Origin of the sequence: Nocardioides humilatus, from assembly GCF_008373755.1 — a bacterium.
Taxonomy (GTDB): domain Bacteria; phylum Actinomycetota; class Actinomycetes; order Propionibacteriales; family Nocardioidaceae; genus Nocardioides; species Nocardioides humilatus.
Map to the genome: position 1 here is coordinate 1097444 of NZ_VUJV01000001.1, position 22046 is coordinate 1119489.

Below are 22046 nucleotides of genomic sequence, written 5' to 3' on the forward strand. Positions count from 1 at the left end.
CTTACCTCAGTACGGTCACCGGGATTCGTATCCACGTTCCCGAAGGATTCCCGTGACCCAGCGCAACTCCCGGCGCGCAGCCCTGGCGCTCGCCGCTGCCGCCTGCCTCCCGTTCCTGGCTGCTTGCAGCACCGGTTCCGCCAAGGCCGACGACGCCGCCGAGCCCACCGCCACCACCACCGCCGAGGCCGACGCCTTCCCGGTCACGGTCGAGTCCGCGCTCGGTGACGCGGTCATCGAGTCCGCACCCGAGCGGGTCGTGACGGTCGGCTACGCCGACTCCGACGTCGCCCTCTCCCTCGGCGTCGTGCCGATCGCGTCGGAAGCGATCACCTGGGGCGGCACCGAGGACTACTCGACCGTCTGGTTCGACGAGGCCCTCGCCGAGATCGACGGCGCCGAGGCCCCGCAGCGGCTCGACACCACCGACGGCATCCCGGTCGACGAGATCATCGCGCTCGAGCCCGACCTGGTGCTCGGCACCAACTCCGGTCTGACCCAGAAGGACTTCGACAAGCTGACCAAGGCCGGCATCCCCGTCGTCGCCTACCCGGGCGACATGTGGTTCACCAGCTGGCAGGAATCGCTCGAGCTCGCCGGCAAGGCGCTGGGCCGCACCGAGGTGGCCGCCGGCGTCATCGCCGACACCGAGCAGGTCCTCGCCGACACCGCCGCGAAGTACCCGCAGCTCGCCGGTACGACGATCGCCTACACCTACCTCAGCCCGACCGACACCTCGCAGATCGGCATCTACAGCGCCGAGGAGAACCGGCCCGTGCTGCTCGCGCAGCTCGGCGCGGTCACGCCCGACATCGTCAACGAGGTCTCCGAGCCGGGCGTCTTCTACACGACCATCTCCGCAGAGCGGGCCAAGGACGTCGAGGCCGACGTGCTGCTGACCGACGCCGAGTCCGAGGACGACATCGAGACCATCGAGAACGACCCGCTGCTCTCGCAGATCCCGGCGATCGCGTCGGGCCACTGGTACGCCTCGACCGACCACGTCGCCTCGCTCCCGATGTCGGCGCCTTCGGCGCTCTCCCTCCCCTTCGCGATGGAGAACTACATCCCGCACGTGGCTGCCGCGGTCGACGGTGACGGTTCCTGACCTCCACCCGACCACGGCCGTGCCGGCCGCACCCTCCCCCATCGGGGTCCGGCCGGCACTGGCGGTGAGCGTCGCGGCACTGGCCGCGACGCTCGCCGTCGTCGTGATCGGCTCGCTCCTCATCGGGTCGACGGTCGCCTCGCCGTCGGCCCTGTTCGACCCCAGCCATGTCGACCACGCGGTCCTCGTGAAGCGCTGGGAGCGCACCCTCCTCGGCCTCGCGGTCGGCGCCGCTTTCGCCCTCGCGGGCGCCTGCATGCAGGGCCTCACCCGCAACCCGCTCGCCGATCCCGGTCTGTTGGGCGTCAACGCGGGCGCGGCCTTCGCGATGGCGACGGCCATCGCCTACCTCGGCGCCCACAGCCTCGGCCAGTTCATCTGGTACGGCTTCGCCGGCGCCGCTGCCGCCGCCGTCGTCGTGCACCTGGTGGCCAGCGTCGGTCGCGACGGCGCCACCCCGGCCAAGCTGACGATCGCCGGAGCGGCACTGACGGCCGGGCTCTCGAGCTGGACGACCGGCGTACTCCTGCTGGACCGCGAGGCCGTCGAGCAGATCCGCCGCTGGCAGGTCGGCACGGTGGCCGGTCGCGACAGCGACGTGCTGATGACCGTCGCCCTGCCGTTGGCGCTCGGTGCCGTCCTCGCGCTGGCCATGGCCGGCGCCCTCAACACCTTGGCACTCGGCGACGACCTCGCCCGCGGCCTGGGACGACGGACTGCCGTCGACCGGGTCGTCGTCGGTCTCGCGATCGTGCTCCTCGCCGGCACCGGCACAGCGGTGGCCGGACCGATCGCCTTCATCGGCCTGGTCGTGCCCCACGTCGTACGCCGCCTGGTCGGTGGCGACTACAAGCGGATCCTCCCCTTCAGCGCCGGGTACGGCGGCGCGCTCGTCGTCGCCGCCGACACCGTCGGGCGCGTGGTGCTGCCCCCGGCCGAGGTGCAGGTCGGCGTGATGGCCACCGTGATCGGCGTGCCCGTCCTGATCTGGGTCGTCTCGCGCGGACGGAGAGCGGGCCTGTGACCGCGACCCTGCTGGAGCCCACAGCCGATCCCGTGGCCGCGGTCCGACGCGCGCGCCGCGGTCCGCGACGACGCTACCTCGCGGTGCTCGGCGGCCTGATCGTCCTGGCGACGGCGGCCTTCGCGGTCAACGTGCTGCTCGGCGACTACACCTACACGGTCCCCGACTTCTTCCGGATCCTCTTCGGTGAGCAGCTGCCGGTGGCGACCTACCTGCTGATGGAGTCCAAGCTCCCCCGCGCCGTGCTCGGCATCCTGGTCGGCCTGTGCTTCGGGATCGGCGGCGCGGTCTTCCAGACCACCCTGCGCAATCCGCTCGCGAGCCCCGACGTCGTCGGCGTCACCTGGGGCGCGAGCACGGCTGCCGTCGTCGCGGTGATCACCTTCGGTCTGCGCGGGACCGCCGTCTCCCTGGCCGCGATCGGCGGCGCGGTGGCCGTCGCCCTCCTGATCCGCAGCGTCGGCGGCAACGTGGGCTCGCACCGCATCGTCCTCGTGGGTGTCGCGATGACCGCGGCGCTCGCCTCGTTCATCGAGTACCTCCTCAGCCGGGCCTCGATCTGGGACGTCCAGGTCGCGCTCCAGTGGCTGGCCGGCAGCCTGCACGCGTCGGACTGGCCGACCGTCCGCGCCGTCGCCCTATCCGCAGCGATCCTGCTCCCGCTGCTCGCCGTCCTCTCCCGGTCGCTGCGGGTGACGCAGCTCGGCGACGACCTCGCGACCGGCCTCGGAGCACGACGGTTCGCTCCGGACGGGATGTTGCTGATCGCCGTACTGCTGGTGGCCGTGGCCGTCGCGGCCAGCGGCCCGATCGCCTTCGTCGCCTTCATGGCCGGGCCGACCGCCCGCGCCCTCAACGGCGGCCGCCCCACCCTCCTCGGCGCCGGCCTCGTCGGCGTCGTCCTCGTCCTCTCCGCCGACTTCGTCGGCCACTACCTGATCGGTGACATCACCGTGCCGGTCGGCGTGCTGACCGGCGCCTGCGGTGCGCCGTTCATGTTGTGGCTGCTGGCCCGCGGCACGTCCTCAAGGAGCAGCTCATGAGCGTCAGCACCAGCGCGCGGCTCGTCGCCGCCGACGTCACGATCGGCTACGGCGAGCGGGTGGTCGTCGAGGCGCTCGACCTCGCCGTCCCCGACGGCGCGGTGACCGTCATCGTCGGCGCCAACGCCTGCGGCAAGTCCACGCTCCTGCGTGGGATGGCGCGGCTGCTCCGGCCGCAGTCGGGCGCGGTCCTCCTCGACGGGGTCGCCGTCCACACCCGGTCGACCCGCGACGTCGCCCGCACCCTGGGCCTGCTTCCGCAGCAGCCGATCACCCCCGAGGGCATCACCGTCGTCGACCTCGTCGGCCGCGGCCGGCACCCCCACCAGGGCCTGCTCGGCCGCTGGACGAGCGCGGACGAGCGCGCGGTCACCGACGCCCTCGTGGTGACCGGCACCCTCGACCTCGCCGACCGCGCGGTCGACGAGCTGTCGGGAGGGCAGCGGCAGCGGGTCTGGATCGCGATGGCGCTCGCCCAGGACACGGACCTGCTCCTGCTCGACGAGCCGACGACCTACCTCGACGTCGCCCACCAGGTCGAGATGCTCGACCTCCTGGCCGACCTCAACCGCAACCGCGGCACCACGATCGTGATGGTGCTCCACGAGCTCAACCTCGCCGCCCGCTACGCCGATCACCTCGTCGCCATGAAGGCCGGACGGGTCGTCGCCGAGGGCGCGCCCCACACGGTCGTCACCGAGGAGATCGTGCGCGACGTCTTCGGCCTGGACAACCGCGTCATCACCGACCCCGTCTCCGGCACGCCGCTCGTGCTGCCCGCGGGTCGCCACCACCGCCCGTCCCTGCTGGCCGGGAAGTCCCCCACCCCCGAGTACGAAGGAGCCGAGTACCTGTGACTGCCGACAAGTTCGAGTACGTCGCCAGCCTGCCCATGATCCTCGACGAGGTCGAGGTGGTCAGCGCGGAGCGGGTCTCGCCGTCGTACGTCCGCGTCGAGCTGGCCGGGCCCGCCCTCGCCGAGTGCGGCGTCGACGGCCCGCTGCACGACCAGCGGATGAAGCTGGTCCTCCCCAACAGGGCCGGTCGGTTGCCGTCCTTCGCCGACATGGACGAGTCGTGGTGGGACACCTGGATGCAGATCCCCGAGGACGAGCGCGGGTCGATCCGCACCTACACGATCCGCGACCTGGTCGGCTCGGGGCGGGAGCGGCGGCTCGTCGTCGACATCGTCGTCCACGAGTCCGGTGAGCACTCGGGCCCGGGCAACGACTGGGCGCTCCAGGCTCGGCCCGGTGATCGGGTGATCGTGCTCGCGCCCCGGCTCGGCCATGCGTTCGGCGGCATCGAGTGGTCGCCTGGCGACGCGAGCCGACTGCTGCTGGTGGGCGACGAGACCGCCACGCCTGCGATCCGCGGCATCCTCCGCGACCTGCCTGCTTCGGCACAGGGGGCGGCCTTCATCGAGGTGCCGACCGCCGAGGACATCCAGCGCGACGTGGTCGCGCCCGACGGCGTCGAGATCACCTGGCTGCCGCGCGGCTCGGCCCCGCGGGGCGGCTCGCTCCACGCCGCGGTCATCGCCTGGCTGACCGGCAGCGCCGCACCGGCACCGCAGCTCGCCGACGACGAGATCGACCCCGACCTCTGGGAGACGCCGGTCTACTCGTCGTCCGGCGAGGAGGTCGCCCCCGGCACTCGGGTGCCCGCCGGCAATGCGCCCTACGGCGGCCTCTACGCCTGGATCGCCGGTGAGTCCAAGGTCGTCACCGGCCTGCGCCGCCGCCTCGTCACCGACCTCGGCGTCGACCGCGCCCAGGTCGCCTTCATGGGCTATTGGAGGGACGGCGTCGCCATGCGCTCCTAGCGGACCGGGAGCGTCACGACCGACCGGTGACCCGGACCCGTGTAGATCTTGAGCGGCAGGGCCTGGCTCGGGAGGTCGGGGATCGGTGCGAGCAGGTGGGGTACGTCGTAGCCCTGGATCGTCAGCCGCAGCCGGTGTCCCTCGGCGATCACCGCGCCGGTCGGGAAGATCTCGACGTCGACGGGGGCGATCGTGCCGGCCTTGAGCTTGGCCTTGGACTCCTTGGTGAAGGGGTGCCACGGCTGGATCAGCTGGCCGTCGAGGTAGCGGGACCGATCCTTGATCAGCTTGCGCTGCGACACGACCTGCCAGCCGCCGGTGATCCGGTGAACCGTGCCGTCGGGCGCGACGTCCTCGACGACGACCGAGAGCATGCCGTCGCCACCCGTGGTGGACACGAAGAGATGGGCGTTGATCGGCCCCTGCATCCGGACCGCCCGGTCGACCGGCGCGGTCTGGAAGGTCAGGCCCGTGTAGTCGTTGATGTCGTTGTTGGTGAAGCACGGGTTGTCGGCCCAGACCATCGACAAGACGCCGGCGGTCCACTGGTTGGCCGACCGGGTGCACAGCCCCGACACGGGCAGCGGCACGAGCGTCGACGTACCGGCCTTCGGGTCCTTGAGCCGCAGCTCACCGGCACGGCCGCCCATCGCGGACGACCCCGACAGCGCGTAGGAACGGGCATGCAGGTCGTCGGCGATCCACCGGGGCTTCTTCACCCAGCGGTCGGCACCCTGCTCGTAGTAGGTGACCGGCGCGATCTCGTCGAGGTGACCGTCGATCCCCTTGATCCAGCTGTCGAACCAGCGCAGCTGCAGCTCGTCGATCGAGCCGTAACCGGCGTCGCCCACGTCAGCACCCGACGATCCCTGGAGGTGGTCCCACGGGCCTTCGATGAGCTTCACCGGAGCACCGTTGCGCATGAGCTTCTCGAAGATCATCGGTGTGCCGCGCTGGAAGAGGTCGTACTGACCTCCGATCAGGAACGTCGGGACCGTCACGTCGTCGAGGTAGTTGATCGCCGAGCGCTGGCGGTAGAACGGGCCGTCGTACATCGGGTTGCCGCCGAGCAGTGCCTGCAGCGCCAAGGTCATCGTGAACGAGCCGCCGCCGATGAGGTGGTCGAGCAGGTTGCCGATCGCGGACTGCGGGTCGCTGCCCGTGTAGGCGGGCGGGATCAGGGCCGTGCCGTTGACGAGCCCGAGCCACAACGGGATGAAGCCGACGTCGAGCTGGCCGCCGGACGCGACGACGTCGCGGTAGACGTCGGCGCCCGGGACCTGCGGGAAGATCGCCTTGAGGCCCTTCGGGTGGTGGCCCGCGGCCATCAGCTGGCTGATGCCCATGTAGGACGGGCCGGCCATGCCCACCTTGCCGTTGCTCCACGGCTGGCGGTGCGCCCAGGCGACGACCTTGCCGGAGTCCTTGTTCTCGCGAGCGCTGAAGGCGGCCCAGCTGCCGGCCGAGCTGCCGGTGCCGCGCGCGTCGACGAAGAGGTAGTTGTAACCGCGCTTGACGAGGTAGGACGGCGGCGGGCCCGCCAGTCCGCCGCCACCGCCGGACATCGCGGTCTTGTTGTAGGCCGTGATCGTGACGATCACGGGGAGCCGCTTGTCGATCGCCTCGCCGTGAGCGTCGGCGGGCTGGATCAGGTCACCGCGCAGGACGACGCCGTCATCCATCGTGATCGGGATGTCGGTCGTCTTCACCGTGTCGGGATATTGCTCTGGACGCGGGGTCCACGCGCTCGACTCCCGCGCGACAGCACGGACGGGCGCGGCCTCGGCGCCGACCGTGGGCGTGGCGATCCCGCTCGCGACGACCGCCGACGCGGCGACGACAGCGAGCAGGGCAGGGCGGAACAAGCGGTGGTTCATGGGGCTCCCTCGTGGTGACTCCCCTGCTCAACGACAAGTCATCTGCATCGTTATCGCGATCAGGGGTGGGACGACCTTGCCACGATCGCAGCGCGGATCGTCGGGACGTCCGCGGAATCCGTCGGGTCGAGGCCGGTCAGCTCGGCAACCCTGCGCAGCCGGTTGTCGACCGTATTGGGGTGCACGGCAAGTGCTGCCGCCGTACGACGTCGGTTGAGGCCGGTCGCCACGAACACCTGCAACGTCTCGGCGAGGTCGGGCCGGTCGTCGAGCGCATCGAGGAGGGCGGCGAGCACCGCCCGCGCCGGACCCGGCTGACGGAGCTGGAAGTCGAGCGCGACGTCGGCAAGCTCGTAGCCGCCATCCGGGCGGCCGGTCAGCTGGGCGACCTCGGCGACCGCCGTCGCAACCTCGGCGGCGGCCGCGACGTCGTCCGGAGCCGCCCGCGCGATCCCGACGTGCACCGAGGCGCCGGCGATCCTCCCCACGCTCGCGAGCACCGAGCGGAGTCGCGCCAGGTCGGCAGACGGCACCAGGGCGAGACCGCCATCGGCCTGCGGGCGCCACAGCACCGGATCGCCGTAGTGCCGGTCGAGCTCCTCGCGCACCCGGCGCAGCTTGCGCCGCGCGGCCACCTGACCATCAACCGTCGGGTCGGACTCGTCGGGGTGCGCGCCGACGACCAGCGCGCAGACCAGGTAGCTCTCCGGAAGCCGTACGTCGGCCGGGCCGGCCGCCGAGCGCGCGTCACCGCCGTTGAGCAGGACGTCGACGAGGACCTGACGCGCGCTGGCCTGCTCGGCCTGGAGCGTGCGCCCATGGCGCGCGTAGCCGGACGCGACCGCCGCGCACACCTCTTCGAGGAACGTCAGGAGCATCTCGACCACCCGGCGAAGGTCGGCGAAGTCGTCGGGACCCGCGATCGCGACCAACGCGTCGGTCGCCACTCGGGAGCCACGGAAGTAGGCCGCCAGCACCGCTTCCATCGGCACGCCCTCCTCGGCACGACGAACGGCCGAGTCAGCGAGCTCGACCAGTTCCTCAGCGGCGGGGCGTCCGGACGTGACCGTCGCAGCGGCGAACATCCGCAGGGCTCGGTCGACGACGCGGCGGACGTCACCGTCGATCAGCTCGCGCGGCAGCCGGCCGTAGATCGCCACCTCGCGGACCAAGGTCTCCAGCACCTCGTCGACGAGCTCGCGGTGTCGACCGCGGAGGAACTCCACCACGGGCTGACCAGCGATCACCACCGCCTCATTGTGATCCGTCACAACCTCGTCCCTCCAAAGTCTGGCTGAACTCCCAGGATCAGCCCACCTGATTGTGCTTCATCCTCGTGATGACCGGAACCACCAGAGGAGCAATCGATGAAGCCCAACCGGACCCGCTGGAGCATCGGCGCCGCGCTCGCGGCGGCGGCAGCCCTGCTCGTCGCCACGCCGACCACCGCCGCCCAGGCCGAGGACCCGCTGACGATGGTCGCCATCGGCGACTCCCAGGCGGCCGGCCCGCTGATCACCAGCCAGAACAGCTGGGACTGCCTCCGCTCGGACGCCAACTGGCCACACGTCGCGGCCCAGCAGCTCGGGGCGTCCCTCACTGACGTCACCTGCTCCGGCGCGACCACCTCGGACCTGACGGGCAAGCGGTTCGGCTACATGGCACCGCAGCTCGACGCCGTGCACGCCGACACCGACATCGTCACCGTCACGATCGGCGCCAACGACCTCAACCTCGGCACGCTGGTGCCGAGCTGCATGAACCCGTTGCCCTCGCCCTTCGGCGTCTCCTGCAAGACGTGGAACGCCGACACCTACGACGCCCAGCTCGTCGGTGTCGGCACGCGGGTCGCGGCGGCGGTGCAGGCCATCCACCAGAAGGCACCGGCGGCGCGCGTCTTCCTCGTCGGCTACTACCAGTACTGGGGCAAGTCCGGCTGCTACCCGATCGACCCGATCTGGTCGGTCGACGCGGCCTGGCTGCAGAGCATCTTCGACCGACTCAACGCCAAGCTCGCGACCGTGGCGGCAGCCAACCAGGCAACCTACGTCGACCTGTCCACCCCGAGCAAGGACCACGGGGTCTGCGCGTCGCAGAGCCAGAAGTGGGTCGAAGGGTTGTTCCCGACCAGTGACGCCGCGCCCTACCACCCCAACCGGGCCGGCATGGCCGCGGGTGGCGCGATCGTCGCAGCGGCGATCGACTGATCGTCGTACTCGAAAAACGCGCGAGGGCGGGAGGCCTGCGCCTCCCGCCCTCGGGGCATTTCGTCAGAGGGACTCGAGACCCGCGCGACGGGCGCGTCGGCCGGTCTTGACCCGGACGGCTGCCCGGCGCCGGTCGGCACGGGCGATGCGCTCGGCGATCTCTTGACGGACGCGGAGCTCGGACGTCGGTTCGATCATCGTGGCTACCTCCTCTCGCGGGACTCGTTCTCGTTGACTGCTACTCAACCATCGGCCACCGACAGTGGCCTGCTTGGTTCTACGGGGCCTGATCTGGCTTGCTCAGGCGGGCATCAGGTGCACGTCGCCGGAGACCGTGGTGGCGCGGATCTCGACGAAGTCGGCACCCGGCTCGGGCTCACCGACCCCCTCGAGACCGGACCGCACCGCGCCGCTCAGCGTGGTGATGTCGGTCCACACCGGAGTGCCGGCAGCGACGCCGATGCGGACGTCGCCGGACGCGCCCTTGCTGGTGATCCGGCCGCGGGCGACGTAGCGGATGACGGTGTCACCGGAGCCGGTCGTCATCGACACGTCAGTCTCGGCCTGGGAGATGTCGAGGTCGCCCGAGCCGGTCTTGACCACCACCGGTCCGCCGGAGCGGTCGACACGGATGTCGCCCGAACCGGTCGAGATCGAGGTCGCCGAACCCAGGTGCTCGGCGTTGATGTCACCCGACCCGCTGCGGATCCGGAGCTCGCCGACGACCGCAGCCAGCGAGATGTCGCCCGACCCGGTGTCGATGGTGCCGACGCCCGAGATCCGCTCGATGCTCACGTCGCCGGAGCCGGACTTCACCGACGCGTTGGCGATGTCGCCGGCGACCCGGACGTCGGCACTGCCGCTGCGCAGCACGACCTTGGTGCCGTTGGGCACCACGACGTCGATCTCCAGCTTTTGGTCACCGAAGATCCCGCGGTTCTTGGGGGCGATCACGCTGACCCGGTCGCGCTCGTGGACGACGTGGACCTGGTCGGCGAGCTTGCCCTCGATGCGCACCTCGGTGGTGCGCACATCGGCCGCGCTCACGTCGATGTGACCGCTGTTGTTCTCGACGTGCAGCTGGACGGGTTCGGGGGTGTCGAAGGTGAAGTCAGGCATGGGAGTGCTCCTCGAGATGGGGTGGGGGGTGAATCAGAGCCAGCCGGTGACGCGCTTGTTGTTGCGCTTACCGAAGGGGAAGTCGCCACCGAAGGGCAGGCTGGACAGGTCGACGTCGACGTGGAGGGCGCGGTCGTTGGTCGCGGCCCGGACCAGCGCCACCAACCAGGTGTTGAGGGACTGGCCGGCGACCGCGGCGGCCTCCTCGGCCTTGACCTTGATCGACTCGGGCATCCGAACCGTGATGCGGGCGAGGCCCTCGTCGCCGAGCTCGCCGGGCGCCGGCGGCGCGGGCGGTGCCGGCGGTGCCGGCGGCGTCGGGATCTGCGGCGCCTGGACGACGAACTCGAGGTCGCGACCATCGAGGCGTACGTCGACGCCTCCCGACGGCATCGCCGCCGTGATCTCCGCCGCGGCCTGGCTGATCGCCTCCATCAGTGCGAGTCGGGCCGACGGGTCGAGCGCGTAGCCCAGCCGCTCGGCCGTCTGACGCGCCTGCTCGCCGGCGCTCTCGGCTGCGGCCAGGAGGTCGCGGCGGAGGCTCTCGACGAAGGGAGTGATGTCCATGTGCATCACAGTGACATCATTATGACGTCATGTCAACACCTTGTTGACGTCACGTGACGTCACCTGGTCAATACTGCAGGAACGCACCCGCCTGGTTGACGCCGTAGATGACTCCGTCCGCGTCGATCCAGAGCTCGACCGCCCAGGCGTGCTCGCAGTCGGCAGGCTCCGGCTCCTCGAGGCGTACGACGTCCTCGGGCGCCTCCGCGAAGCGCTTCGGCACCTCGCCCCCGTCGGCGCAGACCGACCGGCCCCTGGTCGGGACGACGACGCCCTTGTAGTTGTAGATCATCGCCACCGGGTCGAGGCCGCAGTTGGGGAAGCCAAGGCCGGAACAGCCGGAGTAGTAGCCGCGGCCCTCCGGGTCGTCGACCCAGCCGGTCGATCCGAAGGCCCCTCCCCCTAAGAACATCACCCGCACCCGGTCGGCGAAGGCCGGCGCCGGCCCGGTGCCGCGCGCCCACTTCACGAACTGCTGGGCAGAGGTGAGGCGCTCCAGCGTCGGCTCCAGCTCGTCGGTCGTGATGGTCGTCGGTTCCCAGAACCTCACCGCATCGATCCCGCGCGAGCCGAGCTCGACGTCGACGTACTGGGCCGGGCAGAACGGGCCGTCGATCGGGATCTCGACCCAGAACCGCAGGTCGCCACTGAAGGTGTCGCGACCTCCTCCGCAGATGTCCGAGCCGGACGGCCACCGGGCAGCCACGAACGGCGACGCGTCCTGCGGCCAGGACTGGTCCAGCATCGCCGCAATCCGCTCCAGGACGTCGTCGTCGACCGACGCCTCTGCCAGGGATTCGGGCGCGTCACCGATCCCGCGTGCGTAACGGACGATGTCCCAGATGTAGTGCCAGGGCACGTCTCCGACGCAGTCGATGACCTGCTGGGGGCGGATCACGCGGATCGTCACCGTGTCGCCGGCATCGACATGTGCGCCCACCGGCGGCGTCGACCCCACCACCGTGTCAGGCACGTTGCACCCCTCCGGCTGCTTCGTGACCTGGACCGCGAGGCCCCGCTCCTCGAGCAGCCGGGTCGCCTCCTCCTGAGTGAGGCCGATGAGGCCGGGCAGCTGGTCGGCGGGCACGGCGTCGGTCGTGTGATCGATCGCCGGGGCCGGCGCCGGGCTCGGGTCGTCACCGAGCTGACGGGAGACCAGGAAACCGCCGCCGATCAGCAGCACCACCGCCGCGGCAGCAGCGAGGACAGGCCAGCGGCGCGGCTGCGGTTCGGGCAGTCCGGCGAGAGTGAGCGGCGCGGCCGGATCGACCTCGATGGTCTCGGCCGCGCGGGCCAGCAACCGGCGGGCCTGCATCGCGGCCCGGGTCTCGGCCTGCATCTCGGCGGAGTCGTCAGTGGGCATCGGGGGCCTCCACGAGAGGGGCGAGCGCCGCAAGGGCGCGGGAGGTGCGGGACTTGACCGTGCCGGGCGCAACGCCGAGCGCGGCGGCGGTGTCGCGCTCGGAGAGGTCGGCGTAGAAACGCAGAACCAGCACCTCCCGGTGTTCCGGCGACAGGTCGGCGAGCGCACGCCGTACGGCAATCCCGCTCGTCGGATCGGCTACGGCGATCTGGTCCGGCAGGGTCTCGGTGGGCAGCTCGCCGCTCCACCGTCGGGCGCGCGCGTCGGCGAGCGTCGTGACCAGCACCCGGTGCACGTAGGCATCGGGATGGTCGGCACGGGCGACCCGGCGCCAGGAGCGGTAGCACTTGAGCAGCGCCGCCTGCACGACGTCCTCGGCGTCAGGCTGCGGGCAGCCGAGGAGCACCGCTGTCCGCACCAGTCGAGTACGGCGCTCGGCGACGTAGGTCGTGAAGTCCATGCTGATCGGCGGCGCTCCTGTCGGTTCTCCGGGTCACCCCTAGAGACCGGCTGGCCCGCCGTTCGGTTCCGCGTCGAAACGCTCCAACCGCTCCAGTCGCGCGACCTCGTCGACCATCTGCTGACGCATCGCGTCCATCAGCCGAAGATCGCGCTCGGGCACGGCAGTAGTGGTCGACTCCCACTCGTCGATGATCTCCAGGCCCCGGTCGATCGCGCGGAGCTCGCCGCGCACCTGCTCCCACAGCATCGCGAGAGTCGTGGCGACGATGTGGATCCGCTGGGGGAACGGCCCTTTGCCCTGGAGATAGGCGTCAGCGAACTCGATCCCGCCCCGCGTGTCCGCGAGGATCTGTGCCCGTCGCACGAGGAACTGACGGCGCAAGGTCGCGAGGTCGGCCTGGTCGGCGAAGATCATCCTCAGACCCAACTCGGAAGCCATCTCGGTCGGCGCGACGTCGCGAGCGAGCCAGCGCTGCAGCGCAGCACGGCCGGCGTCGGTCGCTCCCCACCGCCGCTTGGCCCGACTGCCGGGCTCGGGCGGGAGATCCTCGACGAGCCCCCGCGCGGCGAGCCGCTTGGGCTCCCCAAGGAGGAGCCGACGACTGACGCTCCAGTAGAAGCCGAGCGCCCGCTCGGTCTGCTCCGCGATCCCGTAGGCCGTCATCGGCACGGTCGCCAGCAACGCCAGCACCGCCAGCGCATTGGTCGAGGGGAGCTCGGTGAAATCTTCGTCGTCGCTCTTGACTCGGTCGCTCACGACAGTGCAATCTACACCGTAGATCGAGAGTGCAAACTGCACCACGAAAGGATCGCGTCATGCGCTACCTCACCACCGACCCCGACGAGCTGGTCCGGCGCAGCACGCTCGCCCTCCACCGCTTCGTGACCCTGACGCAGGAGGTCGACCCCGCGACCCGGATCCAGGCGTCCGACTGGACGGCGAAGCAGGTCGCGGCCCACGTGCTCTCGGTGCTGCACCGCTACAACGACCGCGACCTCACCAGCTGGGAGGGCCTCTCGACGACGCCGGCCGAGCTCAACGAGCAGAACAACAAGGAGCTGGCCGCGCTCGAGACGCTCTCCGTCGACGAGCTGGTCGCCGGCATCCGCACGGAGTTCGATCGCTGGATCGCGATCTCCGCCGAGATGGACCCGGCCGGGTCCTACAAGTTCCACTTCCGCCAGACCATCGACGGCAACGGCGGCGCCGGCAACCTGCTCGGCGAGCTCCTCGTCCACGGCTTCGACATCGCCCGGGCAGCCAAGCGGCCCTGGGAGATCGACGACCGCGACGCGCACCTGGTGTTCAACGGGGTGCTCCAGGTGGCCGACGGCGTCCTCGACCCCGCCGCACTCGCGGGGTTGGACCTCAGCGTGCTGTGGCGGATCGGCGACCAGGCAGCGATGCTCAACATCGTCGACGGCCAGGGCGGGTTCGTCGATCCCGCCGACGGGCCAGCGCGCCCCGACGTCATCATCGGGGGCCCGCCCGCGCCGATGCTGCTCAGCCTCTACGGGCGCATCGGTCCGTTCGCCGGAGCTCGCCGCGGGGTGTTCCTCCGAGGCGGCCGCCGGCCGTGGCGCGTCGCGAAGGTCGAGTCGCTCTTCCTGCGGTGAGCCGTCAGGAGTAGCGGTGACTCTTCGCCGAGTGGCCCTTCTCGCGGGTGCAGGTGCGCCCGTTCATCGAACGGTGGCCGCACAGCCCCTCGACATCGGGCGCCGGATCGGCAGCCGCGGGCTTGGTCGACTTCGCGGGAGCAGTCAGCTTCTTCGCGGCCGTGGTCGAGGTCGTCGACCGTGCATTGAACTTCGCCTCACGCATCGCCCGCATGGCGGCTTCCTTGCTCATCGCGCACTCACAGGGATGACCCTAGGCCACGGGTCCGACACACCTCAGGCGAGCCTCCGGGCGACATGGTCCGCAAGCACCGAGAGCGGCAGCGCTCCCGAGTCGAGGACGGCGTCGTGGAACGCCTTGATGTCGAACCGATCGCCCTGCCGCTGCTGCGCTGCCTCGCGGATCCGGAGGATCTCAAGCCGCCCGATCATGTAGGACAGCGCCTGGCCAGGCGTCACTGCGTAGCGGTCGATCTCGGCCGTCGCGTGACCCACGGACTTCTCGGAGTTGGCGAGCAGGTAGTCGATCGCTTGCTGTCGCGACCACCCCATCGCGTGCATCCCCGTGTCGACCACGAGCCGGCAGGCGCGCATCGAGTCGGCCGCGAGCATGCCCATCCGGTCGAGCGGGGAGCCGTAGAGACCCATCTCGTCGGCCAGCCGCTCGGTGTAGAGCCCCCATCCCTCGCTGTAGGCGGTGACGAACGCGGTCTTGCGGAAGTCGGGGAGGCCCTCGAGCTCCTGCGCGATCGCGATCTGCAGGTGATGGCCCGGGATGCCCTCGTGGTAGGACGTCGACTCGATCTCGTATCGCCCCCAGCCCTCCGGGTCGGACACGTTCATGAAGAAGATGCCGCCCCGACTGCCGTCCATCGCGGGTCGGAAGTAGTAGGCGATCGCACCGCTCGTCGTGGGCTCGACCTCGCAGTCCGACTGCGGCAGCCGACCGAACCAGTCCCCCATCGCGCCCCGCGCCTTGGCCATCGCCGCGATCGACGCATCGACGATGTCGTCGCCGCTGGTGTGGTGGAGAGCCGGGTCGTCCCGGAGCGCGGCCAGGATCGTCGGCACGTCACTCGTGCCGACGACGGCCGGCCCGAGCTCGGCGTACTGCCGCGCCAGCTCGGCGACCTGCTCCAACCCGATCTGGTGGATCTCCTCGGGCGTGAGGTCGGTGGTCGTGTAGTAGCGGGTCAGCGTCGCGTAGGCCTCCTCGCCGCCGGGCAGGTGCATCAACCCGACCTTGTCGTCGTCACGCGCCATCGGCATCACGTCGTCGTGCAGGACGGCGCGATAGGTCGCCACCGCCGGGCGTACGACGTCCTCGACGACCTGCTGCAGCCGGGCGATCAGCGCCGGCCGGTCCACGGAGTCCGGCGTCGCGGCGATGTTGAGGAGCCGGTCCTCCGCGACCGGCGACGTCAGCCACTCGTCGAGCTGCTGGATCGTGTCGGCCACGGCGAAGGCCGCCGGCGTACGTCCGGTCGCGATGCCGTCGCGGTGCCGGTCGGCCAGGTCGATGAAGTAGGTGCCGATGCCGCGGAGCTTGTCGACCATCGCCTCGGCGACCTCGGGCGTGGGGATGCCGAGCTTGGGGAGGTACATCCCCAGCGACGCCTGTGCGCCGAAGATCGGGTCGGCGCCGTACTCAGCCGAGCGGAGCTCGCCCACCGCGACCTCTGACGACGCGTCCCACAGGAGCATCGCGCGCGACAGCCGCCCCTGCTCGTCGAGCTCGTCCTCGGAGAGAGCCTCCGCCCGAGCGACGAAGGCCCGGGCTTCCTCGACCGCGGCCGCCTCTCCCGCGGCGCTGACGTCGGTGTAGGAGCCCGCGACGGCGTACTCCCCCGACATGTGCGCCCACGTGGGCATCAGGCGGTAGCGGAACTGCTGGTAGTCGTCGGCGAGCTGCGCGATGTCTGAGTTGTGGGCGGTCACCCGGCATTCCTACTGACCGGCGGGGTTCGGATCAAGCAGGTTGATCGAATCGACGCCGTTGAGCGGTCAGGCGAGCCCCAGCACCTTGGCCGACTCCTCGCGCATCTGCACCTTGCGGATCTTCCCGGTGACCGTCATCGGGAACTCCTCGACCGTCATCACGTAGCGCGGGATCTTGTAGTGGGCGAGCTTTCCGCTCGCGAAAGCCCGTACGGCATCGGCGTCGAGCGGATCTGCGCCCGCGCGGACCTTGATCCAGGCGCACAGCTCTTCGCCGTACTTCTCATCAGGGACACCGATCACCTGGACGTCCTCGACGTCGGGGTGCGCGTAGAGGAACTCCTCGATCTCCCGCGGATAGATGTTCTCGCCTCCCCGGATCACCATGTCCTTGATCCGCCCGACGATGTTGCAGTAGCCGTCCTCACGCATCACCGCGAGGTCGCCGGTGTGCATCCACCCGTCGGCGTCGACCGCTTCGGCCGTCTTCTCCGGGTCCTCCCAGTAGCCGAGCATCACCGAGTAGCCGCGGGTGCAGAACTCCCCGGGCTCGCCCCGCTGGACGGTCTCGCCCGTCGCCGGGTCGACGATCTTGATCTCGACGTGCGGCGCGGCCCGCCCGATCGTCGCCGTACGGCGCTCGAGGTCGTCGTCGCTGCGCGTCTGGCACGACACCGGGGAGGTCTCGGTCATGCCGTAGGCGATGGAGACCTCGCTCATGTGCATCTCGTTGACGCAGCGCTTCATCACCTCGACCGGGCACACGGCGCCGGCCATGATCCCGGTGCGCAGCGAGGAGAGGTCGTAGGACGCGAAGTCGGGGTGGGTCTGCATCGCGATGAACATCGTCGGTACGCCGTAGACACCCGTGCAGCGCTCGTCCTGGATCGCCTGGAGCGTGATCGCCGGGTCGAAGCCCGGCGCCGGGATGACCATCGTCGCGCCGTGCGTGATGCAGCCGAGGTTGCCCATCACCATCCCGAAGCAGTGGTAGAACGGCACCGGGATGCAGAGGCGGTCCTCCGCGGTGAAGCCGATCAGCTCGGTCACGAAGTAGCCGTTGTTGAGGATGTTGCGGTGGCTGAGCGTCGCGCCCTTCGGGTAGCCGGTGGTGCCCGACGTGTACTGGATGTTGATCGGGTCGTCCGGCCCGAGCTCGTGCGCGTGCCGGTCGACGACATCGGCCGCCATCTCCTGCCCGGCCGTGACCAGCCCCGCCCAGTCGTCGGTGTCGATGTAGATCGTGCGCTCGAGCGCGGGGCACGCCGACGCGGTCTCCTCGACCATCGCGCGGTAGTCACTGGTCTTGAAGCTGCTCGCGGCGAGCAGCATCCGCACCCCCGAGTGGTTCAGCGCGTAGGCCAGCTCGTGTGTGCGGTAGGCCGGGTTGACGTTGACCAGGATGGCGCCGATCTTGGCCGTCGCGAACTGGACGATCGTCCACTCCGCACAGTTGGGCGCCCAGATGCCCACCCGGTCGCCGGTCTCGATCCCGAAGGCGATCAGCCCGCGCGCGATCAGGTCGATCTCGTGGTTGAGCTCCCGCCACGTCCACCGACGCCCGCTGGCCACCTCGACCAGGGCCTCCTCATCGGGCTGCGCCGCGACCGTACGCTCGAGGCGAGCGCCGATGGTCTCGTCGAGCAGAGGGACGTCGGTCTCGCCACGGGCGTAGGACTCCATGACACCAGTCCTACCGCGAGCCCGACCCCGAGTCGAGATCGGCATGGATGCGCTCGGCTCCCTCCTCTCCCAGCAGGACGGAGTCATCGCGCGCCGGCAGATGCTGAGCACTGGCTTCACGCCGGCCTTCGTCGCACGCAAGGTCCGTCGACGTGAGTGGGTCCAGGTCCATCCCGGCGTCTACGTCGATCACACGGGCGCGTTGACCTGGCAGCAACGCGCTTGGGCAGCCGTGCTCGCCTGCTGGCCGGCCGCCCTCGACGGGCGCCCTGAACGCCAACGGCGGGGATCCGATCAACCTGGTTGATCGAATCCCCGCCGATGAGCGGTCAAACGGTGACTCAGAGGTCGAAGAGTGACCCGGAGTCGGAGATGTTCACGTCGGTGCGGGGCTCGTTGGTCTCGCCCGACGACTTCGGCGCTTCGGCAGCAGGGGCCGGGGCAGCCGGGGCCTCCTCGGCGGCAGGCTCCTCAGCCGGGGCTTCCTCGGCTGCAGGCTCCTCAGCAGGCGCCTCCTCAGCAGCAGGCTCCTCGACCGGCGCCTCCTCGACCGGCGCGGCGGCTGCGGGTGCAGCGGCCGGGGCGGGCTCAGAAGCGGCGGGGATGTCGAAGAGCGAACCACTCAGGTCGGCAGGCGCTGCCTCGGTAGCCGGGGCAGCCGCAGGAGCCGCCGGCTCTGCCGCAGGGGCAGCAGGGGCAGCAGCCTCGGCGGGCTTCTCCTCGACCTTGGCGGGCTCGGCCTTGGCCGGCTCGGCCGGAGCCGAGTCAGCCGCGTCGAAGAGCGAGCCGCCCATGTCGAACAGCGAGCCACCCGAAGCCGGCTCAGCCGCAGCGGGAGCAGGCTTCTCCTCCGCCTTCGCCGGCGCGGCCGGCTCAGCGGGAGCAGAGTCCGCGGCGTCGAAGAGTGACCCACCAGCGGCCGGAGCCTCGTCGAACAGCGACCCACCAGCGGGCTTGGCCGGCTCGGCCGGAGCCGCGGGGGCATCGTCGAAGAGCGAACCACCGGACGGCGCGGCCTTGGCAGCGGGAGCCTCGGCTGGGGCGTCGTCGAAGAGCGACGAGCCCGCCGATGCCGCAGCGGGGGCAGCCGGAGCGGCCTCCTCAGCGGCCTTGGCCTCGGGCGCCTCGGCCTTCTTGGCGGCCGGAGCGGCCGCCTTCTCGCCCTCGCCCGGCTTGTAACGGGTGGCGACCTCGCCCTTGACCGACGCGAGCAGCATCTGTGCGACGTCGAGGACCTCGACCTCCGCACGGGCGCTGCCGTTGTCCTGGGCCTCGGTCAGACCGTCCGCCAGCATGACGCGGCAGAAGGGGCAACCAACAGCGATCTGGTCGGCGCCCGTGGCGACGGCCTCGTTGGTGCGGTTGACGTTGATGCGCTCGCCGATGGTCTCTTCCATCCACATGCGCGCACCACCGGCGCCACAGCAGAACGACTTCTCGCCGCTGCGCTCCATCTCGGCAAGCTCGGCGCCCGGCATGATCTGCAGCAGGTCCCGCGGAGGCGTGTAGACCTGGTTGTGGCGACCGAGGAAGCACGGGTCGTGGTAGGTGATCTTGCGCTGGTGAGCGCCCTCACCGGAAGCGACCGGGGTCAGCTTGCCTTCGCGCACGAGGCGGTTGAGCAGCTGCGTGTGGTGGATGACGTCGAGCTCGATGCCGAGGTCGCGGTACTCGTTCTTGAGCGTGTTCATGCAGTGCGGGCACGTGGACACGACCTGCTTGGCCTTGGCCTCGGTCAGCATCTCGATGTTTTGCTGGGCCAGGCCCTGGAACACGAACTCGTTGCCGGCCCGGCGCGCGGAGTCACCGGTGCAGGTCTCGCCGTTGCCGAGCACTCCGAAGGAGACGCCGGCCATGTCGAGCAGCTCGGCGACCGCGCGGGTCGTCTTCTTGGCACGGTCCTCATAAGCACCGGCGCAACCGACCCAGAACAGCCAGTCGACCTCGTCGAGCGACTCGATCGTCTCGCCGACGACCTTGACCTCGAACGGGAGGTCCTTGGCCCAGTCCATGCGGCCGCGCGAGGACATGTTCCACGGGTTGCCGTTCTGCTCGAGGCCACGGAAGAGGCCGTTGAGCTCGGACGGGAAGTTGGACTCGACGAGCACCTGGTAGCGGCGCATGTCGGTGATGTGGTCGACGTGCTCGATGTCGACCGGGCACTGGTTGACGCACGCACCGCAGTTGGTGCAGGACCAGAGAACGTCGGTGTCGATGATCGCGCCACCGTCGGGGTGCCACGCCAGACCCTCGGTGTCACCGACGAGCGGACGCTCGGCCTCGGCGATGACCGCCGCGTCGAGCCCGCCACGCTTGTCCTCGGCCACGAGGTTGTAGGGAGCCGACGCGAACGCGTGGTCGCGCAGGTTCATGATCAGCATCTTGGGAGAGAGCGGCTTCTCGGTGTTCCACGCGGGGCACTGCGACTGGCAGCGACCACACTCGGTGCACGACGCGAAGTCGAGCACGCCCTTCCACGAGAAGTCGTTGATGTTGCCGATGCCGAGCGTGGCGTCCTCGTCGAGGTCGTCGACGTCGTCGAGGGTGATCGCCTTGCCGTTGTTCATCATCGGCTTGACCTTGCCGAGCGCGACGGTCTTGCCGTCCTCCCGCTCGATCGCGTCAGGCCGCTTGAACATGACGTTGAGCGGCGCCACGAAGATGTGGAGGTGCTTAGAGTGGAGCACGTCGATGAGGAAGACCAGCATGATGCCGATGTGCAGCAGCAGGCCCAGCCCGATGAGGAAGCCGTTGTCCTCCGGCAGCAGCTTGCCGATCGCGTACGACGCGAATGCCCACTTGCCGTAGCCGTCATCCGACCCGGGGCCCGACTCGGGGACACCGGCCGAGACCGCGGCGCGGAAGAGGAACATCGTCCAGATGACGTTGAAGATCATGAAGAGGACGAGGTAGGCGCCACCGAGGTGCGAGCCCGAGAAGCGGGACTTGCGACCGAGCTTCTCCGGCTGGTTGCGCATCCGGATGAAGTAGAAGGTGACCAGGCCGACCAGGCAGAGGACCGCGATGAGGTCCTGCAGGAGGCCCAGCGGGCCCCACGTGCCGATGAACAGGAAGTGCCAGTCAGGGTTGCGCGAGAGCAGCGCACCGTAGGCCTCGACGTAGACGGTCCCCAAGATGAGGAACGCGTACATCACGAAGGAGTGCGCGACGCCCGGGATCGTCCACTTCAGCAGACGACGCTGCCCGAGCACCTCACGCAGCTGGGTGCCGAGGGCACCCGCGGTGCGCTTGGTGATGTTCTCCATGCGGTCCGGCGCCGGCTGACCGTGGGAGATCAGGCGGTACAAGAAGAGCACCCGCTTGGCCGCGAGCGGCAGGATGATCGCGTTGAGAATCAGGCCAATGATGAGCGTCACCGTCATGGCGTCCAACGTCATTACTCCAAAGTTCCGGGGAATTCGGGGTCAGACTACGGAACATCGCGTCCGTTGGTCAGATCCAGGGCCTGCGGCCCAACTGCTGGATCCTACCGGCAGGTAACCTGTGCTTCTGCGTGACGATCGCCTCACACCCGCGGCGGCTCAGCCCGCCCGGGGCACGCCGTGCTTGTGCTCGCAGGTCTGGGCGTGGTCGTTGCCGGTGCCGCCGAAGCAGTCGTCGGTCTCGGGCCCGCCGACGAGGTGGTCGTTGCCGTCGTCGCCCCGGACCTGGTCGTTGCCGTGGTCACCGTCGACGCGGTCACCCTGCTTGCCGCCCTGGACGTCGTCCTTGCCCGGCCCGCCGAAGACGTTGTCGGCACCGCCGTCGCCGAGGGCGAAGTCGTTGCCGTTGTTGCCGTTGACGAGGTCCATGCCCCCGCCGCCGTACAGGTGGTCGTTGCCGAACACGCCCTGAAGGTTGTCGGCCCCGCCGTTGCCGTAGACGTAGTCGTCGCCGTCGCCCCCGTGGACATGGTCATCGCCATCCCCGCCGAAGACGGCGTCGGCGCCGTCCTCGGCGCACACGATGTCGTCACCGCCGAGCGCGTCGATCTCGTCCCCGTTGTCGGTGCCGAGGATGACGTCGTCACCTTCCGTCGCGACAGCGCTCGGTCCCCAGACGATCGTCACCGGCTCGCCGAAACACTCGGCACCACGAAGGTTGCTGGCGTCTGCTCCAGGGGTTGCGACCCCGAGTCCGAGGGTGGCTGCAGCCATGGCGCCGCCCACGGCGACGAGTTTCCGAATCGACATGCCGGTCAGCATGGCCCTCT

Annotated in this window: 21 protein-coding genes; 8 read left to right on the forward strand and 13 right to left on the reverse strand. The window is 70.1% G+C overall.

Annotation, left to right across the window (positions count from 1 at the left end; all coding sequences use genetic code 11):
• Positions 1 to 52 precede the first annotated feature (52 nt).
• From F0U44_RS05130 to F0U44_RS05150, 5 genes are read left to right on the forward strand one after another with little or no spacing between them, the layout of a single operon-like run.
• Entirely contained in the window at positions 53 to 1108 is a 1056-nt protein-coding gene (locus F0U44_RS05130; RefSeq protein WP_149727121.1) for an ABC transporter substrate-binding protein, read from the forward strand.
• On the forward strand, positions 1095 to 2132 hold the full coding sequence (locus F0U44_RS05135) for a FecCD family ABC transporter permease (RefSeq protein WP_246160307.1): 1038 nt from the start codon (positions 1095 to 1097) through the stop codon (positions 2130 to 2132). Before F0U44_RS05130 ends, F0U44_RS05135 begins: the two co-directional genes overlap by 14 nt.
• Positions 2129 to 3175: a FecCD family ABC transporter permease gene (locus F0U44_RS05140; protein ID WP_246160309.1), complete on the forward strand. Its 1047-nt coding sequence runs from the start codon at positions 2129 to 2131 to the stop codon at positions 3173 to 3175. Before F0U44_RS05135 ends, F0U44_RS05140 begins: the two co-directional genes overlap by 4 nt.
• A complete protein-coding gene (locus tag F0U44_RS05145; RefSeq protein ID WP_149727122.1) occupies positions 3172 to 4032 on the forward strand; it encodes an ABC transporter ATP-binding protein in 861 nt (286 codons plus the stop codon). The genes F0U44_RS05140 and F0U44_RS05145 overlap by 4 nt, the downstream gene beginning before the upstream one ends.
• Positions 4029 to 5000: a siderophore-interacting protein gene (locus tag F0U44_RS05150; RefSeq protein WP_246160310.1), complete on the forward strand. Its 972-nt coding sequence runs from the start codon at positions 4029 to 4031 to the stop codon at positions 4998 to 5000. Before F0U44_RS05145 ends, F0U44_RS05150 begins: the two co-directional genes overlap by 4 nt.
• Here F0U44_RS05150 and F0U44_RS05155 read toward each other — a convergent pair.
• Positions 4997 to 6877: a CocE/NonD family hydrolase gene (locus F0U44_RS05155; RefSeq protein ID WP_149727123.1), complete on the reverse strand. Its 1881-nt coding sequence runs from the start codon at positions 6875 to 6877 to the stop codon at positions 4997 to 4999. The two genes, F0U44_RS05150 and F0U44_RS05155, sit on opposite strands and share 4 nt — an antisense overlap.
• 59 nt (positions 6878 to 6936) lie before the next feature.
• Entirely contained in the window at positions 6937 to 8127 is a 1191-nt protein-coding gene (locus tag F0U44_RS05160; RefSeq protein ID WP_149727124.1) for an RsbRD N-terminal domain-containing protein, read from the reverse strand.
• A gap of 117 nt (positions 8128 to 8244) precedes the next feature.
• On the opposite strand from F0U44_RS05160, the gene F0U44_RS05165 reads away from it, so the two are divergent.
• A complete protein-coding gene (locus F0U44_RS05165) occupies positions 8245 to 9084 on the forward strand; it encodes an SGNH/GDSL hydrolase family protein (protein WP_149727126.1) in 840 nt (279 codons plus the stop codon).
• A gap of 63 nt (positions 9085 to 9147) precedes the next feature.
• Here the strand turns inward: F0U44_RS05165 and F0U44_RS23705 are convergent, their stop codons facing one another.
• The 6 genes from F0U44_RS23705 to F0U44_RS05190 all read right to left on the reverse strand — a co-directional run bounded on the left by F0U44_RS23705 (position 9148) and on the right by F0U44_RS05190 (position 13352).
• Positions 9148 to 9282 (reverse strand): hypothetical protein, encoded by a 135-nt coding sequence (locus F0U44_RS23705; protein WP_281292620.1) that lies wholly within the window; start codon positions 9280 to 9282, stop codon positions 9148 to 9150.
• Between the two features lie 102 nt (positions 9283 to 9384).
• Positions 9385 to 10203 carry a DUF4097 family beta strand repeat-containing protein gene (locus F0U44_RS05170; protein ID WP_149727127.1) on the reverse strand — a complete coding sequence of 273 codons (819 nt, stop codon included), beginning with the start codon at positions 10201 to 10203 and terminating at the stop codon, positions 9385 to 9387.
• Positions 10204 to 10236: 33 nt separating this feature from the next.
• Complete coding sequence (locus tag F0U44_RS05175; RefSeq protein ID WP_149727128.1) at positions 10237 to 10770, reverse strand: pilus assembly protein HicB; 534 nt, start codon at positions 10768 to 10770, stop codon at positions 10237 to 10239.
• Positions 10771 to 10837: 67 nt separating this feature from the next.
• Positions 10838 to 12133, reverse strand: a complete 1296-nt coding sequence (locus tag F0U44_RS05180; protein WP_149727129.1) for a PASTA domain-containing protein — start codon at positions 12131 to 12133, stop codon at positions 10838 to 10840.
• Complete coding sequence (locus tag F0U44_RS05185) at positions 12123 to 12593, reverse strand: SigE family RNA polymerase sigma factor (RefSeq protein ID WP_149727130.1); 471 nt, start codon at positions 12591 to 12593, stop codon at positions 12123 to 12125. The genes F0U44_RS05180 and F0U44_RS05185 overlap by 11 nt, the downstream gene beginning before the upstream one ends.
• 39 nt (positions 12594 to 12632) lie before the next feature.
• A complete protein-coding gene (locus tag F0U44_RS05190) occupies positions 12633 to 13352 on the reverse strand; it encodes a PadR family transcriptional regulator (protein WP_149727131.1) in 720 nt (239 codons plus the stop codon).
• Positions 13353 to 13411: 59 nt separating this feature from the next.
• On the opposite strand from F0U44_RS05190, the gene F0U44_RS05195 reads away from it, so the two are divergent.
• The gene (locus F0U44_RS05195) at positions 13412 to 14212 is read left to right on the forward strand and encodes a maleylpyruvate isomerase N-terminal domain-containing protein (protein WP_149727132.1); all 801 of its coding nucleotides are present in this window, start codon (positions 13412 to 13414) and stop codon (positions 14210 to 14212) included.
• Between the two features lie 4 nt (positions 14213 to 14216).
• Here F0U44_RS05195 and F0U44_RS05200 read toward each other — a convergent pair whose 3' ends face one another.
• The 3 genes from F0U44_RS05200 to F0U44_RS05210 all read right to left on the reverse strand — a co-directional run bounded on the left by F0U44_RS05200 (position 14217) and on the right by F0U44_RS05210 (position 17833).
• Positions 14217 to 14444 (reverse strand): hypothetical protein, encoded by a 228-nt coding sequence (locus tag F0U44_RS05200; RefSeq protein ID WP_149727133.1) that lies wholly within the window; start codon positions 14442 to 14444, stop codon positions 14217 to 14219.
• 44 nt (positions 14445 to 14488) lie between these two features.
• A complete protein-coding gene (locus tag F0U44_RS05205) occupies positions 14489 to 16150 on the reverse strand; it encodes a DUF885 domain-containing protein (protein WP_149727134.1) in 1662 nt (553 codons plus the stop codon).
• A gap of 66 nt (positions 16151 to 16216) precedes the next feature.
• Positions 16217 to 17833, reverse strand: coding sequence for an AMP-binding protein (locus tag F0U44_RS05210; protein WP_149727135.1), 1617 nt, complete (start codon positions 17831 to 17833; stop codon positions 16217 to 16219).
• A gap of 43 nt (positions 17834 to 17876) precedes the next feature.
• Here F0U44_RS05210 and F0U44_RS05215 point away from each other — a divergent pair, with 43 nt between their 5' ends.
• Positions 17877 to 18140, forward strand: a complete 264-nt coding sequence (locus tag F0U44_RS05215) for a type IV toxin-antitoxin system AbiEi family antitoxin domain-containing protein (protein ID WP_149727136.1) — start codon at positions 17877 to 17879, stop codon at positions 18138 to 18140.
• Positions 18141 to 18174: 34 nt separating this feature from the next.
• Here the strand turns inward: F0U44_RS05215 and F0U44_RS05220 are convergent, their stop codons facing one another.
• Positions 18175 to 21216, reverse strand: coding sequence for a (Fe-S)-binding protein (locus F0U44_RS05220; RefSeq protein ID WP_149727137.1), 3042 nt, complete (start codon positions 21214 to 21216; stop codon positions 18175 to 18177).
• Between the two features lie 159 nt (positions 21217 to 21375).
• Entirely contained in the window at positions 21376 to 22026 is a 651-nt protein-coding gene (locus F0U44_RS05225) for a calcium-binding protein (RefSeq protein WP_149727138.1), read from the reverse strand.
• Between the last annotated feature and the right edge of the window lie 20 nt (positions 22027 to 22046).

Coding starts and splice junctions, on each gene's coding strand:
- F0U44_RS05145 (WP_149727122.1), top strand. CDS start 3,172: ATGAGCGTCAGCACCAGCGCGCGGCTCGTCGCCGCCGACGTCACGATC.
- F0U44_RS05155 (WP_149727123.1), bottom strand. CDS start 6,877: ATGAACCACCGCTTGTTCCGCCCTGCCCTGCTCGCTGTCGTCGCCGCG.
- F0U44_RS05165 (WP_149727126.1), top strand. CDS start 8,245: ATGAAGCCCAACCGGACCCGCTGGAGCATCGGCGCCGCGCTCGCGGCG.
- F0U44_RS23705 (WP_281292620.1), bottom strand. CDS start 9,282: ATGATCGAACCGACGTCCGAGCTCCGCGTCCGTCAAGAGATCGCCGAG.
- F0U44_RS05170 (WP_149727127.1), bottom strand. CDS start 10,203: ATGCCTGACTTCACCTTCGACACCCCCGAACCCGTCCAGCTGCACGTC.
- F0U44_RS05175 (WP_149727128.1), bottom strand. CDS start 10,770: ATGGACATCACTCCCTTCGTCGAGAGCCTCCGCCGCGACCTCCTGGCC.
- F0U44_RS05180 (WP_149727129.1), bottom strand. CDS start 12,133: ATGCCCACTGACGACTCCGCCGAGATGCAGGCCGAGACCCGGGCCGCG.
- F0U44_RS05185 (WP_149727130.1), bottom strand. CDS start 12,593: ATGGACTTCACGACCTACGTCGCCGAGCGCCGTACTCGACTGGTGCGG.
- F0U44_RS05195 (WP_149727132.1), top strand. CDS start 13,412: ATGCGCTACCTCACCACCGACCCCGACGAGCTGGTCCGGCGCAGCACG.
- F0U44_RS05200 (WP_149727133.1), bottom strand. CDS start 14,444: ATGAGCAAGGAAGCCGCCATGCGGGCGATGCGTGAGGCGAAGTTCAAT.
- F0U44_RS05210 (WP_149727135.1), bottom strand. CDS start 17,833: ATGGAGTCCTACGCCCGTGGCGAGACCGACGTCCCTCTGCTCGACGAG.
- F0U44_RS05215 (WP_149727136.1), top strand. CDS start 17,877: ATGGATGCGCTCGGCTCCCTCCTCTCCCAGCAGGACGGAGTCATCGCG.
- F0U44_RS05220 (WP_149727137.1), bottom strand. CDS start 21,216: ATGACGGTGACGCTCATCATTGGCCTGATTCTCAACGCGATCATCCTG.
- F0U44_RS05225 (WP_149727138.1), bottom strand. CDS start 22,026: ATGTCGATTCGGAAACTCGTCGCCGTGGGCGGCGCCATGGCTGCAGCC.